Origin of the sequence: Bacillus sp. FSL R5-0560, assembly GCF_037966305.1 — a bacterium.
GTDB classification, from domain to species: Bacteria; Bacillota; Bacilli; order Bacillales; family Bacillaceae; genus Bacillus; species Bacillus mojavensis.
This window is the reverse complement of the sequence record NZ_CP150195.1, coordinates 1-18,580: the sequence shown is the minus strand read 5'-3', so window position 1 is coordinate 18,580 and position 18,580 is coordinate 1. Positions and strand designations below refer to the sequence as shown.

Here is an 18,580-nt window from a genome sequence, read left to right as displayed (position 1 = left end):
GTTATATGATTTCTACTTCTTATTGTATCCTAGAAATCCAATAATTCATATGGATATTACTTATTTTATTCGGTTTTTAGGGCTTTGAAAATCATTTTTTATTAAAAATTGGGTTTTTTCAGTATATTAAGCGAAAGAGCCCTAACATTAATCAGAGCTCTTTCCATTCATTAAAACCAGCCAGTTACTGTATCAACAATGCTTCCCCAGATACCAGCAAAAAATCCGCCGATGCTGCGCATTGTTAAAACAAACCAGTTTGCTTTATCTACATTTTCTTTTGTCACAAGGTCTACCCCTGCCAGGCTGCTGTTAAGGAATCCATAGTCCTTTTCATCACCTGTATATTCTGCAGTCAGTTTCCCAACCTTCGTCCCTTTTTTCACAGGGGCAGTCAAGGTGTCTTTGTTTAAAGTGACTTTTGCTTTGTAATTCTTTTCTTCACCATTTTTGACAGGAAGAGAAAATGCCTTGCTTGTCACAATGCCTACTTCTTTCTCTTTACCTTTATCTACAGAAACGGTTTTATGGCCTGTTACCTGATCGCCTTCAGCATAAATTTCTTTCATAGAGAAATTATTGAAAGCATAATCAAACATCTTTTTCGTTTCATCGAAACGGCCAGTGTGAATGTTGCCTTTTGCGTTTAACACTACAGTGATGACACGCATACCGTTTCTTTCAGCTGTTCCTGTAAAACATGAACCCGCAGAGTCAGTAGAACCTGTTTTCAGTCCATCTACAGTTGCACCTTTATACTCACTGACAAGACCCTTCAGCATAAAGTTCCAGTTCGGCATGTCCATTTCATCATCTGTGCCTTTTCTGAACTTCATTTTTGAGATGCTGGAAGTTTCTAAAATCTCAGGGTAGTCAGTAATCAGGTGATCTGCAAGAATAGCCATGTCCTTAGCAGAAACTTCACTTTCTTCATCTACGCTTGTCCCTTCAGGCTGCTTGCCGTGGAGATCCTTGTTTTCAAGACCTGTTGCATTAACAAATTTGTAATTTGTTAATCCCAGTTCTTTTGCTTTTGCATTCATTTTTTCAACGAACTTTGTTTCAGAGCCTGCAATAACTTCTGCAATGGCAATCGCAGCCGCATTTGCAGAATAGATTGCTGTCGCTTGATAAAGTTCTTTTACTGTGTATTTTCCGTCTTTCCGAAGAGGAACGTTTGATAAACTGTTATCTTGGGAAATCTCATACACATAGTCATCAGGCGTATAGGTTTGATCCCATTTTACTTTGCCTTCATCAATTGCTTCTAATAACAGATACTCTGTCATCATTTTTGTCATACTTGCAATTGGCAGTCTTTCCTCTGCATTTTTGCTGTAAAGAATTTTACCTGAAGAAGCTTCGATCATAATAGCAGCTGATGCGTTGATATCAATTGGATCGCTGGCAGCCTTTGCTTTTGACATTGGAGTCAGGCAAGTTACGGCCAGTGTTAAAACAACCAATGACATCAATAGCTGTTTACATTTCTTGATGTTCAATCGTACGACCTCCGTATTTCATTTTTCTTCATCTATAATTAAGCCGTTAAGGACATTTTCAATGCACAACAGTATAAATTTTATCATAATCAGTATAAAAAAAATAGACAGAGTCAGAGACCCTGTCAAATGTTTTTAATTTGTAACAATTTATTTATGAAATTGTATAGTTAGGTGATTCTTTTGTAATCTGTACATCATGCGGATGACTTTCACGAAGGCCTGCACCAGTCATACGAATGAACTGAGCTTCTTCTCTTAAAGCACGAAGATCTTTAGATCCGCAATATCCCATACCAGAACGAAGACCGCCGACTAGCTGATAAACTGTTTCTTCAACCGGTCCTTTGTAAGGTGTGCGTCCTTCAATTCCTTCTGGAACGAATTTTTTGTTTTCTTCTTGGAAGTAACGGTCTTTACTTCCTTTTTCCATTGCAGCAACAGATCCCATACCGCGGTATACTTTGAATCTTCTGCCTTGGTAGATTTCAGTTTCACCAGGGCTTTCTGACGTACCTGCCAGCAAGCTTCCAAGCATAACAGCATGTCCGCCGGCTGCCAATGCTTTTGCAATATCGCCAGAGAATTTAATTCCGCCGTCTGCGATAATTGTTTTGCCATGTTTTCTTGCTTCAGTCGCACAGTCATAAATCGCTGTGATTTGAGGTACACCAACACCCGCTACAACACGAGTAGTACAAATGGAACCCGGTCCGATTCCTACTTTGACTATATCAGCACCAGCTTCGAAGAGTGCCTTTGTTGCTTCAGCAGTTGCTACGTTTCCAGCGATAATATTTAATTCAGGATACGTTTCACGGATCTTTGTCACTGTGTTTAACACGCCTTGAGAATGCCCGTGTGCTGTGTCGATCACAATGACATCCACATTGGCTTCTACAAGCTTTTTCACCCGTGTCATCGTGTCGCCAGTTACGCCAACTGCCGCACCAACGATCAGACGTCCGTGAACGTCTTTAGATGAGTTAGGGAATTCGATAACTTTTTCGATGTCTTTAATGGTGATAAGACCTTTTAATTTATTTTGATCGTCAACGAGTGGAAGCTTTTCAATTTTATGTTTCTGCAAAATCTTTTCAGCTTCGTCTAAAGTCGTTCCAACCGGAGCAGTGACAAGTTCTTCTTTTGTCATGACATCGCTGATTTTCATTGAGTAATCAGAAATAAAGCGAAGGTCGCGGTTCGTGATAATTCCGACAAGCTTTTGGTCTTCTTCGTTATCTACAATCGGAACACCGGAAATTCTGTATTTCCCCATCAAATGCTCCGCATCATAAACTTGGTGATCAGGAGTTAAAAAGAAGGGATTTGTAATAACGCCTCGTTCAGAGCGTTTTACTTTATCAACTTGTTCAGCCTGCTGCTCGATCGACATATTTTTATGAATAATGCCCAAGCCGCCCTGTCTAGCCATTGCAATTGCCATTGCTGATTCTGTTACAGTATCCATACCTGCGCTGATGACAGGAATATTCAGCTTTAACGTCTTTGTAAGTTCAACAGATAAATCCACATCACGCGGAAGTACCTCTGACTTAGCTGGTACAAGCAGCACATCGTCGAACGTTAAGCCTTCTTTTGAAAATTTACTTTCCCACATTAGTAAATCCCCCTCTTTTCGGCAAAATATTATATGTAGATTATCAACAAGCCAAGAGCATGTCAAGGAACCCAAAAAGAGTTGAAATATTTAGATAACGGAAAGGAATTAGAAATACATATGACATATCATGAATGGAAAGACTTAGCGCTATTTTATTCCGTAGAATCAACCCAGAAATTTCTAGAAAAAGTCTATGTCTTAAATGGTGCAGATGAGGCGAAACGGAACTCTTTTAAAAACAGCGAGCGGTTTATTTTCTTCTTGAAGCATGCTGAATCATTTTATAAGCAAGCCTCTTGCTCGCCTTTAGAAATCAAACCGATTCTTTTATTTTACGGGATGTCACAGCTGATCAAAGCCTGTCTCATCACACAGGATCCTCACTACCCAAGCCATACATCTGTTCTTGCACATGGCGTCACAGCACGTAAAAGAAAGAAGCAAAATTATTGTTTTAGCGATGATGAAGTAAAAATACAACGCAACGGATTATGTATGCACTTCATGAAACACTTATTTGGTCAATCAGGTATAGAAGATGAACGGTATACTATGAAAAAGTTATTAGCCGCTATACCAGAGTTAAATGATATTTTTTATTTCCAGAAAAAGGAACGATTTATTACAAAGATTCGGAAGGATAAGGACTTGGTATCTATACCAGAGGATATCGTGATTCATTATAAGATGTCCGATTCACGATTTGTTGAATATATGTCTCATCATTTTCAATGGACCTTTTTGAAGAAAGATAAAGATGATCTTCAGTTCCATCTTTCACGGCAAGACATAAATCCATGGACCTCAATCAGCCTATTATTTGATATGGACAAAAGACAATATTATATTCCTTCTAAACGAGATCAATTTCTAAAACTTCCTGAAATAACAATCCACTATTTAATTTTGTACAACATAGGAATGATTGCGAGGTATGAGACAGAATGGTGGTATGAGCTATTAACGCAGCATGTTAGTGATGATTACGTATTCATTCAGCAGTTTTTAATGGTAACGGAAAACAAATTCCCTAAATACATTTTGAAATTCCTGCAGCAATATGTATAAACAAAAAACCCAGCTCAATGAGCTGGGTTTTACCCTTGCTTGGCGGCGTCCTACTCTCACAGGGGGAAACCCCCGACTACCATCGGCGCTGAAGAGCTTAACTTCCGTGTTCGGCATGGGAACGGGTGTGACCTCTTCGCTATCGCCACCAAACAATTGAGAGTGTTCTCTCAAAACTAGATAACAGGTGTGACATCATTAGAAATTAGGTTAAGTCCTCGATCGATTAGTATCTGTCAGCTCCATGTGTCGCCACACTTCCACCTCAGACCTATCAACCTGATCATCTTTCAGGGATCTTACTTCCTTGCGGAATGGGAAATCTCATCTTGAGGGGGGCTTCATGCTTAGATGCTTTCAGCACTTATCCCGTCCGCACATAGCTACCCAGCGATGCCCTTGGCAGAACAACTGGTACACCAGCGGTGCGTCCATCCCGGTCCTCTCGTACTAAGGACAGCTCCTCTCAAATTTCCTGCGCCCGCGACGGATAGGGACCGAACTGTCTCACGACGTTCTGAACCCAGCTCGCGTACCGCTTTAATGGGCGAACAGCCCAACCCTTGGGACCGACTACAGCCCCAGGATGCGATGAGCCGACATCGAGGTGCCAAACCTCCCCGTCGATGTGGACTCTTGGGGGAGATAAGCCTGTTATCCCCGGGGTAGCTTTTATCCGTTGAGCGATGGCCCTTCCATGCGGAACCACCGGATCACTAAGCCCGACTTTCGTCCCTGCTCGACTTGTAGGTCTCGCAGTCAAGCTCCCTTGTGCCTTTACACTCTGCGAATGATTTCCAACCATTCTGAGGGAACCTTTGGGCGCCTCCGTTACCTTTTAGGAGGCGACCGCCCCAGTCAAACTGCCCACCTGACACTGTCTCCCCGCCCGATAAGGGCGGCGGGTTAGAAGGTCAATACAGCCAGGGTAGTATCCCACCGATGCCTCCACCGAAGCTGGCGCTCCGGTTTCCAAGGCTCCTACCTATCCTGTACAAGCTGTACCAACATTCAATATCAGGCTGCAGTAAAGCTCCACGGGGTCTTTCCGTCCTGTCGCGGGTAACCTGCATCTTCACAGGTACTATAATTTCACCGAGTCTCTCGTTGAGACAGTGCCCAGATCGTTGCGCCTTTCGTGCGGGTCGGAACTTACCCGACAAGGAATTTCGCTACCTTAGGACCGTTATAGTTACGGCCGCCGTTTACTGGGGCTTCAATTCGCACCTTCGCTTACGCTAAGCGCTCCTCTTAACCTTCCAGCACCGGGCAGGCGTCAGCCCCTATACTTCGCCTTACGGCTTCGCAGAGACCTGTGTTTTTGCTAAACAGTCGCCTGGGCCTATTCACTGCGGCTCTCTCGGGCTTTCACCCTAACAGAGCACCCCTTCTCCCGAAGTTACGGGGTCATTTTGCCGAGTTCCTTAACGAGAGTTCTCTCGATCACCTTAGGATTCTCTCCTCGCCTACCTGTGTCGGTTTGCGGTACGGGCACCTCTCACCTCGCTAGAGGCTTTTCTTGGCAGTGTGGAATCAGGAACTTCGCTACTAAATTTCGCTCGCCATCACAGCTCAGCCTTATGGGAAACGGATTTGCCTATTTCCCAGCCTAACTGCTTGGACGCGGATATCCAATACCGCGCTTACCCTATCCTCCTGCGTCCCCCCATTGCTCAAATGGTGAGGAGGTGGTACAGGAATATCAACCTGTTGTCCATCGCCTACGCCTTTCGGCCTCGGCTTAGGTCCCGACTAACCCTGAGCGGACGAGCCTTCCTCAGGAAACCTTAGGCATTCGGTGGAGGGGATTCTCACCCCTCTTTCGCTACTCATACCGGCATTCTCACTTCTAAGCGCTCCACCAGTCCTTCCGGTCTGGCTTCACAGCCCTTAGAACGCTCTCCTACCACTGTTCGAAGAACAGTCCGCAGCTTCGGTGATACGTTTAGCCCCGGTACATTTTCGGCGCAGAGTCACTCGACCAGTGAGCTATTACGCACTCTTTAAATGGTGGCTGCTTCTAAGCCAACATCCTGGTTGTCTAAGCAACTCCACATCCTTTTCCACTTAACGTATACTTTGGGACCTTAGCTGGCGGTCTGGGCTGTTTCCCTTTCGACTACGGATCTTATCACTCGCAGTCTGACTCCCAAGGATAAGTCATTGGCATTCGGAGTTTGACTGAATTCGGTAACCCGGTAGGGGCCCCTAGTCCAATCAGTGCTCTACCTCCAAGACTCTTACCTTGAGGCTAGCCCTAAAGCTATTTCGGAGAGAACCAGCTATCTCCAGGTTCGATTGGCATTTCACCCCTACCCACACCTCATCCCCGCACTTTTCAACGTGCGTGGGTTCGGGCCTCCATTCAGTGTTACCTGAACTTCACCCTGGACATGGGTAGATCACCTGGTTTCGGGTCTACGACCACGTACTCATGCGCCCTATTCAGACTCGCTTTCGCTGCGGCTCCGCATCTTCTGCTTAACCTTGCACGGGATCGTAACTCGCCGGTTCATTCTACAAAAGGCACGCCATCACCCGTTAACGGGCTCTGACTACTTGTAGGCACACGGTTTCAGGATCTCTTTCACTCCCCTTCCGGGGTGCTTTTCACCTTTCCCTCACGGTACTGGTTCACTATCGGTCACTAGGGAGTATTTAGCCTTGGGAGATGGTCCTCCCGGATTCCGACGGAATTTCACGTGTTCCGCCGTACTCAGGATCCACTCTGGAGAGAACGAAGTTTTGACTACAGGGCTGTTACCTTCTATGGCGGGCCTTTCCAGACCTCTTCATCTACCTCGTTCCTTTGTAACTCCGTATAGAGTGTCCTACAACCCCAAGAGGCAAGCCTCTTGGTTTGGGCTAATCCCGTTTCGCTCGCCGCTACTCAGGGAATCGCATTTGCTTTCTCTTCCTCCGGGTACTTAGATGTTTCAGTTCCCCGGGTCTGCCTTCTCATATCCTATGAATTCAGATATGGATACCACTCCATTACGAGTGGTGGGTTTCCCCATTCGGAAATCTCCGGATCAAAGCTTGCTTACAGCTCCCCGAAGCATATCGGTGTTCGTCCCGTCCTTCATCGGCTCCTAGTGCCAAGGCATCCACCGTGCGCCCTTTCTAACTTAACCGTTAAAAAGAATCACTATGTGATATCTTGTGTTACTAATTGAATGTGATGTCTACTGTTATCTAGTTTTCAAAGAACACGTTGGTGGAGCCTAGCGGGATCGAACCGCTGACCTCCTGCGTGCAAAGCAGGCGCTCTCCCAGCTGAGCTAAGGCCCCATTTGTATAAGATGGTGGGCCTGAGTGGACTCGAACCACCGACCTCACGCTTATCAGGCGTGCGCTCTAACCAGCTGAGCTACAGGCCCATCTTAACTTATTCAAGGAACAAAGTTCCTTCAAAACTAAACAAGACAGGGAACGTTCTGTTTATAAGACCCAAGGCCTTATATTCCGTAAATATCCTTAGAAAGGAGGTGATCCAGCCGCACCTTCCGATACGGCTACCTTGTTACGACTTCACCCCAATCATCTGTCCCACCTTCGGCGGCTGGCTCCATAAAGGTTACCTCACCGACTTCGGGTGTTACAAACTCTCGTGGTGTGACGGGCGGTGTGTACAAGGCCCGGGAACGTATTCACCGCGGCATGCTGATCCGCGATTACTAGCGATTCCAGCTTCACGCAGTCGAGTTGCAGACTGCGATCCGAACTGAGAACAGATTTGTGGGATTGGCTTAACCTCGCGGTTTTGCTGCCCTTTGTTCTGTCCATTGTAGCACGTGTGTAGCCCAGGTCATAAGGGGCATGATGATTTGACGTCATCCCCACCTTCCTCCGGTTTGTCACCGGCAGTCACCTTAGAGTGCCCAACTGAATGCTGGCAACTAAGATCAAGGGTTGCGCTCGTTGCGGGACTTAACCCAACATCTCACGACACGAGCTGACGACAACCATGCACCACCTGTCACTCTGCCCCCGAAGGGGACGTCCTATCTCTAGGATTGTCAGAGGATGTCAAGACCTGGTAAGGTTCTTCGCGTTGCTTCGAATTAAACCACATGCTCCACCGCTTGTGCGGGCCCCCGTCAATTCCTTTGAGTTTCAGTCTTGCGACCGTACTCCCCAGGCGGAGTGCTTAATGCGTTAGCTGCAGCACTAAGGGGCGGAAACCCCCTAACACTTAGCACTCATCGTTTACGGCGTGGACTACCAGGGTATCTAATCCTGTTCGCTCCCCACGCTTTCGCTCCTCAGCGTCAGTTACAGACCAGAGAGTCGCCTTCGCCACTGGTGTTCCTCCACATCTCTACGCATTTCACCGCTACACGTGGAATTCCACTCTCCTCTTCTGCACTCAAGTTCCCCAGTTTCCAATGACCCTCCCCGGTTGAGCCGGGGGCTTTCACATCAGACTTAAGGAACCGCCTGCGAGCCCTTTACGCCCAATAATTCCGGACAACGCTTGCCACCTACGTATTACCGCGGCTGCTGGCACGTAGTTAGCCGTGGCTTTCTGGTTAGGTACCGTCAAGGTACCGCCCTATTCGAACGGTACTTGTTCTTCCCTAACAACAGAGCTTTACGATCCGAAAACCTTCATCACTCACGCGGCGTTGCTCCGTCAGACTTTCGTCCATTGCGGAAGATTCCCTACTGCTGCCTCCCGTAGGAGTCTGGGCCGTGTCTCAGTCCCAGTGTGGCCGATCACCCTCTCAGGTCGGCTACGCATCGTTGCCTTGGTGAGCCGTTACCTCACCAACTAGCTAATGCGCCGCGGGTCCATCTGTAAGTGGTAGCCGAAGCCACCTTTTATGTTTGAACCATGCGGTTCAAACAAGCATCCGGTATTAGCCCCGGTTTCCCGGAGTTATCCCAGTCTTACAGGCAGGTTACCCACGTGTTACTCACCCGTCCGCCGCTAACATCAGGGAGCAAGCTCCCATCTGTCCGCTCGACTTGCATGTATTAGGCACGCCGCCAGCGTTCGTCCTGAGCCAGGATCAAACTCTCCGATAAAGTAGTTTGACTGACTACGCACATCGCTGTGCGATTTTATAATAAAACTTGAATTAACAGGTACGTTTTGTCTTGTTTAGTTTTCAAAGAACTTTGCGCGCCTCTCTCGAAGCGACTACTTAATAGTAACATTTTTAGTTAACTAGGTCAACACTTTTTTAAAAAAATGTTTTCATCTAGTAATGTCATGTCTTTTTTAAAAGACAACAGAAATGATTATACCATAATTCTTCTCACTGTAAAGAGTTTTTGATATAAAAAAGCGCAGCTGGTATAGCCGCGCTTTTTCTTTAACTTTCTTGCGTCTCTTCTTGCTCACTTTCTTCATTATCATCGTTTTTCTCAACTAATGCGACTGTGGCAACATGCTCTTGTTCCGCCATTCTGATGAGACGTACGCCTTGAGTTACGCGTCCGGTAGTTGAGATATCATTGATATCCATTCTGATCAGTACACCGCTGGCAGTAATAATCATCAGATCCTCTTCACCTTTGGTAGCTTTCACTGCTACTAAATGGCCGTTGTTCTCCGTGATTTTACATGTTTTCAATCCTTTTCCGCCTCGGCTTTGGGTTCTGTATTCTTCAGCCGGAGTTCGTTTACCGTAACCTTTCTCAGTCACGATAAGGACATCAGATTCTTCCTCTAATATTTCCATGCCGACGACAATATCGTCGTCAGTAAGGGTGATGCCTTTTACGCCTGCCGCTGTTCTTCCCATTTCCCTAACATCTGTTTCAGAGAAACGAATCAGCAGTCCGTTTTTCGTTCCGATGATGATTTGTTTTGTGCCGTCAGTAAGCCGGACACCCATTAATTCATCATCTTCCCGCAAGCTCAGCGCAATTAAGCCGTTGTTACGGATATTAGCAAACTGAGACAGTGAAGTGCGTTTTGAAATCCCATGTTTTGTTGTGAAGAAGAGATAGAGATCTTCTTCGAATGCGGTGACTGGGATAATTGCGTTAATCCATTCACCTTTTTCTACCTCCAACAGATTGATAATCGGGATTCCCTTAGCGGTTCTACCGTATTCAGGGATTTCATACCCTTTGGCACGATACACTTTCCCTTTGTTGGAGAAGAAGAGAATCGTGTCATGTGTTGAAGTAGAGATCAAATGTTCAACGAAATCATCTTCGTTTGTTCCCATTCCCTGAACGCCTTTTCCTCCGCGCTTTTGACTGCGGTAGGTTGAAGCAGGCAGACGTTTGATATATCCGTTATGTGTCAGGGTGACAACGATGTTCTCTCTTTCGATGAGATCTTCATCTTCAATTGTTTCAAGACCGGCAGTAACGATCTCAGTGCGTCTTTCATCGTTGAAACGCTCTTTAATTTCTGTAAGCTCTTCACGGATGATCTCAAGCACTTTTTCTTCATTGGCCAAGATTTCTTTAAGCTCCGCAATTAATTTAATAAGGGATTGGTATTCTTCTTCAATCTTTTCTCTTTCCAATCCTGTTAAACGCTGGAGCCTCATATCTAGAATAGCTTGGGCTTGCTTTTCGGTCAGCGAGAATTGTTCAATTAACCCTGTTCTCGCAATTTCAGCCGTTTGAGAGCTGCGGATAAGGGAAATAACTGCATCAAGATGATCAAGAGCAATCCTTAATCCTTCCAAAATATGCGCTCTCGCCTCCGCTTTACGCAATTCATAAGCAGTACGGCGTCTGATAACGACTTTTTGGTGATCGAGGTAATGCACCAGGCATTGCTTTAAATTTAATACCTTCGGTTCACCGTCAACAAGCGCCAGCATATTAATCCCGAAGGAGGTTTGCAGGGCTGTCTGTTTGTACAGGTTGTTCAGGATAACATGCGCATTGGCATCTCGTCTGATTTCAATGACAATCCGCATACCGTTACGGTCAGATTCATCACGCAAATCAGTTATTCCTTCAATTTTCTTATCCCTGACAAGATCAGCAATCTTCTCAATTAAACGCGCTTTATTCACCTGATAAGGGAGTTCTGTTACTAAAATTCTTTCTTTCCCTGACGAAGTTTCTTCAATTTCTGCTTTTGCCCGAATCGTAATAGAACCTCTTCCGGATTCATATGCCTTGCGGATTCCGCTTCTGCCTAAAATTTGTCCGGCAGTCGGGAAATCCGGTCCAGGAATGAATTCCATCAGCTCTTGGATTGTTATGTCCTTGTTCTCGCTTACAGCAAGCACTCCGTCAATAATTTCTCCAAGCTGGTGCGGCGGAATATTTGTAGCCATTCCGACTGCAATTCCGGCTGCTCCATTTACAAGCAGGTTTGGGAATCTTGACGGCATGACAACAGGTTCTCTCTCTGACCCATCATAGTTATCTTGATAATCAATCGTGTCTTTTGTAATATCTCGCAGAATTTCCATGGCGATCTTAGACATTCTGGCTTCGGTGTAACGCATCGCAGCGGCTGAGTCTCCGTCTACAGAACCAAAGTTTCCATGACCGTCGACAAGCATATAACGGTAGTTGAAATCCTGCGCCATTCTGACCATAGATTCATATACCGCTGAATCACCGTGAGGATGGTATTTCCCGATAACTTCTCCGACGATACGAGCCGATTTTTTATACGGCTTGTCACTCGTCATGCCTAAATCATTCATCGCGTATAAAATCCGTCTGTGAACCGGTTTTAAACCGTCACGCACATCCGGCAGTGCCCGGGATACGATAACGCTCATCGCGTAATCCAAAAAGGACGTGCGCATTTCCTGGCTGATATTTATTTCCCGAACTTTTGGTGTGTTTTGTTCACTCATTAAAAAACCTCCCTGAAGTATCACATGAAATTATGTGGGAGTAGATTGTCCATTATGATCTTCAATACGATTTCGCTATTCTCCATTATATCAATAAACTTATACTTATACACATTAAATTACTAGAATATATAGGTTTTACAAGAATTCCTGGGTCCTATCCAGTTCAGAAAAAAGCCTTATTTCTAATTGGAAATAAGGCTTTTTATTATTAGATGTCGAGATTTTTCACGTATCTCGCATTTGCTTCTATGAAATTTCTGCGCGGTTCTACTTTGTCTCCCATCAGCATTTCGAACGTTTCATCCGCATCCATTGCATCCTCTAGAGTCACCTGCAGAAGTGTTCTTGAGCTCGGATCCATAGTTGTCTCCCAAAGCTGGGTGGCATTCATTTCACCAAGACCTTTGTAACGCTGCAATCCAGGCTTAGGCGTTTGAGGAAGAGTTTGCAACAGTTCCTCAAGCTGCTTGTCATTGTAGGCATATTCAACACGTTTACCTTGCTGGACTTTGTAGAGCGGCGGCTGCGCGATGTACACATAGCCGTTTTCGATAATCTGACGCATATATCTGTAAAAGAACGTCAACAGCAATGTTCTGATGTGCGCGCCGTCAACGTCGGCATCTGTCATAATGACAACTTTGTGATAACGGGCTTTTTCCAAGTTGAAATCTTCCCCGATACCTGTGCCGAGTGCAGTAATCATAGAACGAACTTCGTTGTTAGAAAGAATTTTATCAAGCCTTGCTTTTTCAACGTTCAGGATTTTACCTCTAAGCGGCAAAATGGCCTGGAAATGTCTGTCACGCCCCTGTTTTGCAGATCCTCCGGCAGAGTCACCCTCTACGATATATAACTCGGAGATGCTCGGGTCTTTCGAAGAGCAGTCCGCTAATTTACCGGGAAGGTTTGAAATCTCCAAAGCGCTTTTGCGGCGCGTTAATTCACGTGCTTTTTTCGCAGCCATTCTTGCTCTTGCTGCCATTAAACCTTTGTCAACGATTTTTCTGGCTGCATCTGGATTTTCAAGCATAAATGTTTCCAACGCCGCAGAAAATAACGTATCTGTGATAGTCCGTGCCTCTGAGTTGCCTAATTTTGTTTTCGTTTGGCCTTCGAACTGCGGATCCGGGTGTTTGATTGAGATAATCGCGGTAAGCCCTTCTCTCACATCATCTCCGCTCAAGTTTGGATCATTTTCTTTTATGAGTCCTTTTTTTCTGGCGTAATCATTGATGACACGAGTCAGCCCTGTTTTAAAACCGGCTTCATGGGTACCGCCTTCGTACGTGTTGATATTGTTTGTAAATGAGTAAATATTGCTTGTGTAACCGTCATTGTATTGCAGAGCGACTTCAACCGTAATGCCGTCCTTTTCGCCTTCAATATAAATCGGCTCTTCATGGACAACTTCTTTGGAGCGGTTTAAATACTCTACATAGCTTTTTATTCCGCCTTCGTAATGATACTCATTTTTGCGTTCTTGTCCTTCACGTTTATCTTCAATCGTGATGTTTACGCCTTTTGTCAAAAAGGCTAGTTCACGAACACGGTTAGCAAGCAGATCATATTCATACTCAGTTGTTTCCGTGAAAATTTCAGGATCTGGAACAAAATGTGTAGTCGTTCCGGTATGATCCGTTTCGCCAATAACCTCGAGATCAGAAACCGGGATACCGCGGTTATAGACTTGACGATGAATTTTTCCGTCACGGTGAACAGTCACATCAAGCTCTGTTGATAACGCGTTAACGACCGAGGCACCTACACCGTGCAAACCTCCGGACACTTTATATCCGCTTCCGTCAAATTTTCCTCCGGCGTGAAGCACAGTCATAATGACTTCAACCGCTGGACGGCCCATTTTCTCATGAATACCGACTGGAATCCCGCGGCCATTATCAATTACTGTGATGCTGTTGTCTTTTTCAATTAGGATATTGATATCTGTACAATAACCGGCCAGGGCTTCGTCAATACTATTGTCGACAATTTCCCATACCAGATGGTGAAGACCTTTACTGTTAGTTGAACCGATGTACATCCCCGGTCTTTTACGAACAGCTTCCAATCCTTCTAGTACCTGTATCTGATTTTCATCATAACTATTTTGCTGCTGTTCCATAGCCACGTTATTCACCTACACTTTTCTTAAACAATATATTCGTTATAAAAAATCACTAAGAATCTATTTCAACCATAAATTGCGCACGTTTTTTTAATGTGCTGGAAGATAAGGGAGAGTAATATATATTCTGAACCGTGACTACGATAGATTTGGGTGTGCCATTTACGGAAGGCACCAGCTTGTGTTTCTGTTTTTTCAGAAATTCTTCAACAATTGGCGACATGTTGGCTTTAAAATCAAAAATGCCAATAATATCGCATGTCGAAACCACAAAATCATCACCTAAATGAATATACAATTGCCCACCTCATTTCTTCACTTCACTAACGCACCGTTTTGCACACGGAACATTCCTGCTTGCCGTAAGGTTTCGTGATCAATGCCATCGACGCTTGTCGTTGTGACAAACGTTTGTACACGGCCCTGGATGGTATGAAGCAAGTGCGATTGGCGATAATCATCCAGCTCACTCAGCACATCATCCAATAGTAAAATGGGATATTCTCCGATTTCTTCATGGATCAGGTCAATCTCAGCCAGCTTAAGGGATAATGCCGTCGTCCGCTGCTGTCCTTGAGAACCGTACGTCTGCACATCGCGTCCGTTCACATAGAAAAGAACATCATCCCGATGAGGTCCAGACAGCGTGACGCCACGCTCAATTTCTTTTTCTCTTAATTTAGAAAACGCTTCTTGATAGCTATCTCCTATTTTCGACAAGTCTTCAGGATCTGATACCTCAAGAGCCGTATGGTACTTCAGCGTTAGTTCCTCAAGCCCTCTTGAGATGCCCGAATGGATAGGCTGCGCCCATTTTTCGAGCTGTGCCGTGAATTGCAGACGTTTTACGACGACTTTTGCGGCAACTTCAATAAGCTGATCAGTCAGAACATCAAGCATTGTTCTGTCAGTTTGTTTTCTTGTTTGCAACTGCTTCAGAAAGTGATTTCGCTGGGAAAGAATCTTCTGGTAAAGAGAAAGGTCATACAGGTAGACGGGAGAAACTTGGCCAATTTCCATGTCAAGAAACCTCCGTCTCACTTGAGGGCTTCCCTTTACAAGGTTTAAATCTTCCGGCGCAAACATGATGGTGTTGAGGGCACCGACATACTGGCTGAGCTTTTGCTGTTCGATATGATTGACCTTGCCCTTTTTACCCTTTTTGGAGATGACGAGCTGCATCGGAATCACTCCGTTTTTCTTCATCACTCTTCCCTCTATTTTAGCATAGTCTTTGTCCCATCGGATAAGTTCTTTGTCATTTGAAGTCCGATGCGATTTTGCCATGGACAAGACATAGATCGCTTCCATGAGGTTTGTTTTCCCCTGGGCATTTTCTCCAATGATCACATTTACTTTATTTTCAAATTGAAGTTCAGCGTGTTCGTAGTTGCGGTAAGATGTCAGTTCTAAATTCTGGATATGCAATCAGTGTCACCCGCTTTAATTGACGACTTGAAATGAACCAAATCCTTCAATCTCTACCACATCTCCAACATACAGCTTTCTGCCGCGGCGATTGTCCGGCTCATTGTTTACAAGCACTTCATACTCGCTCAAAAACCACTTTGCCATACCGCCTGACTGAATCACATCGGCTAATTTCAGAAATTGACCGAGTGTAATCATCTCTGTATCAATAGAAATCGGATTTGCCATTATATCGACCTCTTTCAAATATCACTAATATCTAATTGTACTAAAAAAAAACGAATTAGGGAAAGGGAAAACTTGACGGAGCAGATACCGAATAGAAAAGCTGCCGAACAGGTCGGCAGCCGTATATCGGATTAATAGGTTCTGACAGGGAGGATAAGCTGTACGATTGTTTCATCATTCGGCGTGCGAATTAAGAAAGGTCTCATAGCCCCTGTAAAGCTGACACGTATCTCTGCTCCTTCAAGCACCTTTAATGCATCCAGCATATATTTTGGACTAAAAGAGATATTTAATTCCTCACCCTCAATCTGATCTGCAAGGACTGCTTCCACAACTTTTCCGATTTCAGGTGAATTAGAAGAAATCTCAATTGATTCAGCAGGTTTTGCAGAAAGCTTCACCACGTTATTGCGTCCTTCTCTGGCTAATAGAGATGCACGATCAATCGCCTGAAGGAATTCTTTTGTGTTCACAATGATTTCTGTCTTGCTTTCTTGCGGAATAAGGCTCGTTGTATCTGGGTAATTTCCATCCAGCAGGCGCGAGAAGAACAAGACGTTTTTTGCTTTAAACAGAACCTGGGTTTCTGTAATGACGATATCTACTAGTTCTTGGTTGTCATCTAAAATTTTGCTGAGTTCAGTTAAGCTCTTACCCGGAATCACGACGTTATAGGATCTGTCTTCTGAAATATCAAGTTTGGCTTTTCTTAAAGCCAAACGGTGGCTATCCGTCGCAGTGCATAATAATTCACTTTTCTCCACTTTCCAGTTTACACCTGTCAATATAGGGCGTGTTTCTGAGGTGGACACCGCAAACACTGTTTGTCTAATTAGGTTTTTTAACAAATCCGTAGGAATCTGAATCGCATGATGCTCTTCGATCTGCGGCAAATGCGGATATTCATCAGCATCAAGTCCATTTAGGTTAAATTCGGCTTTTCCAGAGCGGATAATCGTCAGATATTGATTTTGCACTTCGATTTCTACAGCTGCCATCGGGAGTTTTTTTACAATTTCGCTAAAGAAGCGGGCTTGTAATACAATGCTGCCTGGCTGTTCAATCGTAACGATTTCTTTATCTCCCTCTTCTTTCGGAATAAAAGACTCAATGGAAATATCAGAATCGCTTCCTGTAAAAGATACCCCTTCATCTGAGGCAACGATCTTAATACCGGTCAAAATCGGAATTGTAGTTCTGGATGAAACTGCTTTTAACACATCTTGGACACTTTCAACAAGACGATCTTTTTGAATCGTAAATTTCATTTTTATCCTCCTAACGGATAATGTATTAATATATATATATTTTTTTTAAAAAAGTAGTAGAAGTAATAGTAGGGCTTGTGGATTTGTGGATAAGTTGTGAAAAAGACAGGAAACACAGCCTATCCACATGTGGACAGACTGTGCATGACTGTAGAAAAGTTATTCACACTTCTCCCGATTTATCCCCGGCCCTATTATTTAAGCTGTTCCTTAATTTCTTTTACATGCTGCTGAAGCTGTTCATCATCTGCCATCAGTTTTGAGATTTTTTCATGCGCATGAATAACGGTTGTATGGTCACGGCCACCGAATTCCTCCCCAATTTTAGGGAGAGAGGAGTCAGTCATTTCTCTAGATAAGTACATAGCGATTTGACGCGGGAATGCTACCGATTTTGTCCGTTTTTTTGCTTTGAAATCCTCAAGTTTAATATTGAATTGCTGGCCTACTACTCTCTGAATTTCTTTTATTGTAATCACTTTCGGTTTTGAGGAAGGAATAATATCTTTTAATGCCTCAGCGGCCAGATCGGCATTAATGTCTTTATTAATTAAAGATGAATACGCAACGACCCTGATTAATGCCCCTTCCAGCTCCCGAATGTTGCTGTCGATTTGATTTGCGATATAAAGCATAACCTCGTTCGGTATATCCAAGCCTTCCGCTTTGGCTTTTTTTCTTAAAATCGCAATTCTCGTTTCTAAATCAGGAGGCGTGATATCTGTAATCAGACCCCATTCAAAGCGTGAACGCAATCTGTCTTCAAGTGTCGGAATTTCTTTAGGCGGTCTATCACTTGAAATGACGATTTGTTTGCTTTCTTCGTGCAGCGTGTTGAAAGTATGGAAAAATTCTTCTTGCGTTTGTTCTTTCCCGGCTAAAAATTGAATATCATCTATCAAAAGCACATCAACATTTCGGTAGCGATTGCGGAAATCAACTGCTTTATTATCCCGAATAGAGTTGATGAACTCGTTAGTAAATTTCTCAGAAGACAGATAAACCACTTTGGCAGAAGGATTATGATCTATTACATAATGGCCGATCGCATGCATTAAGTGTGTTTTCCCTAATCCAACGCCTCCGTAGATAAATAAAGGGTTGTATGCTTTTGCAGGTGCTTCCGCTACTGCTAGGGAAGCTGCGTGAGCGAATCGGTTTCCAGATCCGATGACAAAAGTATCAAATGTATACTTTGGGTTGAGCATATTTTGAGGAAAATCAGATGTATCTTCTTTTACCGCTTTTTTGACTTGCGGTTTTGGCATAAAGTCTTCGACATCTTGATTTTGAGGAATGACAAATTTAATGCTCAATTCTTCCCCGGTTAATTCATATATAGTATCTGCAATGAGATGCAAGTACCTGGACTCCAGCCAGTCTCTGGCAAATTCATTAGGAGCGGTAATTGTCAATGTATCCCCTTGCAGTGAGTGGGCTTTCGTTGATTTCATCCAAGTCTCGAAACTCGGTTTGCTCAATTTTTTTTCAATTTGAGCAAGGGCTTGGTTCCACAGGTCTAATATATTTTCCAT

At 44.2% G+C, this 18,580-nt stretch carries 10 protein-coding genes, 2 tRNA genes and 3 rRNA genes; 1 reads left to right on the top strand and 14 read right to left on the bottom strand.

Annotated elements, in window-relative coordinates; translation table 11 throughout:
• Nucleotides 1-170: 170 nt before the first annotated feature.
• Complete coding sequence (gene dacA, locus NST56_RS00075) at nucleotides 171-1,502, bottom strand: D-alanyl-D-alanine carboxypeptidase (protein ID WP_168746735.1); 1,332 nt, start codon at nucleotides 1,500-1,502, stop codon at nucleotides 171-173.
• A gap of 154 nt (nucleotides 1,503-1,656) precedes the next feature.
• Entirely contained in the window at nucleotides 1,657-3,123 is a 1,467-nt protein-coding gene (gene guaB / locus NST56_RS00070) for an IMP dehydrogenase (RefSeq protein WP_326197524.1), read from the bottom strand.
• 120 nt (nucleotides 3,124-3,243) lie between these two features.
• Here guaB and NST56_RS00065 point away from each other — a divergent pair, with 120 nt between their 5' ends.
• Nucleotides 3,244-4,194 (top strand): YaaC family protein, encoded by a 951-nt coding sequence (locus tag NST56_RS00065; protein ID WP_326218792.1) that lies wholly within the window; start codon nucleotides 3,244-3,246, stop codon nucleotides 4,192-4,194.
• 37 nt (nucleotides 4,195-4,231) lie between these two features.
• Here the strand turns inward: NST56_RS00065 and rrf are convergent.
• The 12 genes from rrf to dnaA all read right to left on the bottom strand — a co-directional run bounded on the left by rrf (nucleotide 4,232) and on the right by dnaA (nucleotide 18,580).
• Nucleotides 4,232-4,347, bottom strand: a 5S ribosomal RNA gene (rrf, locus tag NST56_RS00060).
• A gap of 53 nt (nucleotides 4,348-4,400) precedes the next feature.
• Nucleotides 4,401-7,328: ribosomal RNA gene (locus NST56_RS00055) — 23S ribosomal RNA — on the bottom strand.
• An 81-nt stretch (nucleotides 7,329-7,409) separates the two neighbouring features.
• Nucleotides 7,410-7,485: transfer RNA gene (locus tag NST56_RS00050), tRNA-Ala, on the bottom strand.
• A 12-nt stretch (nucleotides 7,486-7,497) separates the two neighbouring features.
• Nucleotides 7,498-7,574, bottom strand: a tRNA-Ile gene (locus tag NST56_RS00045).
• Between the two features lie 101 nt (nucleotides 7,575-7,675).
• Nucleotides 7,676-9,225: ribosomal RNA gene (locus NST56_RS00040) — 16S ribosomal RNA — on the bottom strand.
• The 16S, 23S and 5S rRNA genes sit together here with 2 tRNA genes alongside, the layout of an rRNA operon.
• A gap of 290 nt (nucleotides 9,226-9,515) precedes the next feature.
• Complete coding sequence (gene gyrA, locus NST56_RS00035; protein ID WP_010332678.1) at nucleotides 9,516-11,987, bottom strand: DNA topoisomerase (ATP-hydrolyzing) subunit A; 2,472 nt, start codon at nucleotides 11,985-11,987, stop codon at nucleotides 9,516-9,518.
• A gap of 211 nt (nucleotides 11,988-12,198) precedes the next feature.
• On the bottom strand, nucleotides 12,199-14,115 hold the full coding sequence (gyrB, locus tag NST56_RS00030) for a DNA topoisomerase (ATP-hydrolyzing) subunit B (RefSeq protein WP_010332677.1): 1,917 nt from the start codon (nucleotides 14,113-14,115) through the stop codon (nucleotides 12,199-12,201).
• Nucleotides 14,116-14,170: 55 nt separating this feature from the next.
• On the bottom strand, nucleotides 14,171-14,416 hold the full coding sequence (gene remB, locus NST56_RS00025) for an extracellular matrix regulator RemB (protein ID WP_010332676.1): 246 nt from the start codon (nucleotides 14,414-14,416) through the stop codon (nucleotides 14,171-14,173).
• A gap of 17 nt (nucleotides 14,417-14,433) precedes the next feature.
• Complete coding sequence (recF, locus tag NST56_RS00020; protein WP_339179201.1) at nucleotides 14,434-15,546, bottom strand: DNA replication/repair protein RecF; 1,113 nt, start codon at nucleotides 15,544-15,546, stop codon at nucleotides 14,434-14,436.
• Nucleotides 15,547-15,561: 15 nt separating this feature from the next.
• Complete coding sequence (gene rlbA, locus NST56_RS00015) at nucleotides 15,562-15,777, bottom strand: ribosome maturation protein RlbA (RefSeq protein WP_268528635.1); 216 nt, start codon at nucleotides 15,775-15,777, stop codon at nucleotides 15,562-15,564.
• Between the two features lie 131 nt (nucleotides 15,778-15,908).
• Nucleotides 15,909-17,045: a DNA polymerase III subunit beta gene (dnaN, locus tag NST56_RS00010; RefSeq protein WP_010332674.1), complete on the bottom strand. Its 1,137-nt coding sequence runs from the start codon at nucleotides 17,043-17,045 to the stop codon at nucleotides 15,909-15,911.
• Between the two features lie 194 nt (nucleotides 17,046-17,239).
• A complete protein-coding gene (dnaA, locus tag NST56_RS00005) occupies nucleotides 17,240-18,580 on the bottom strand; it encodes a chromosomal replication initiator protein DnaA (protein WP_010332673.1) in 1,341 nt (446 codons plus the stop codon).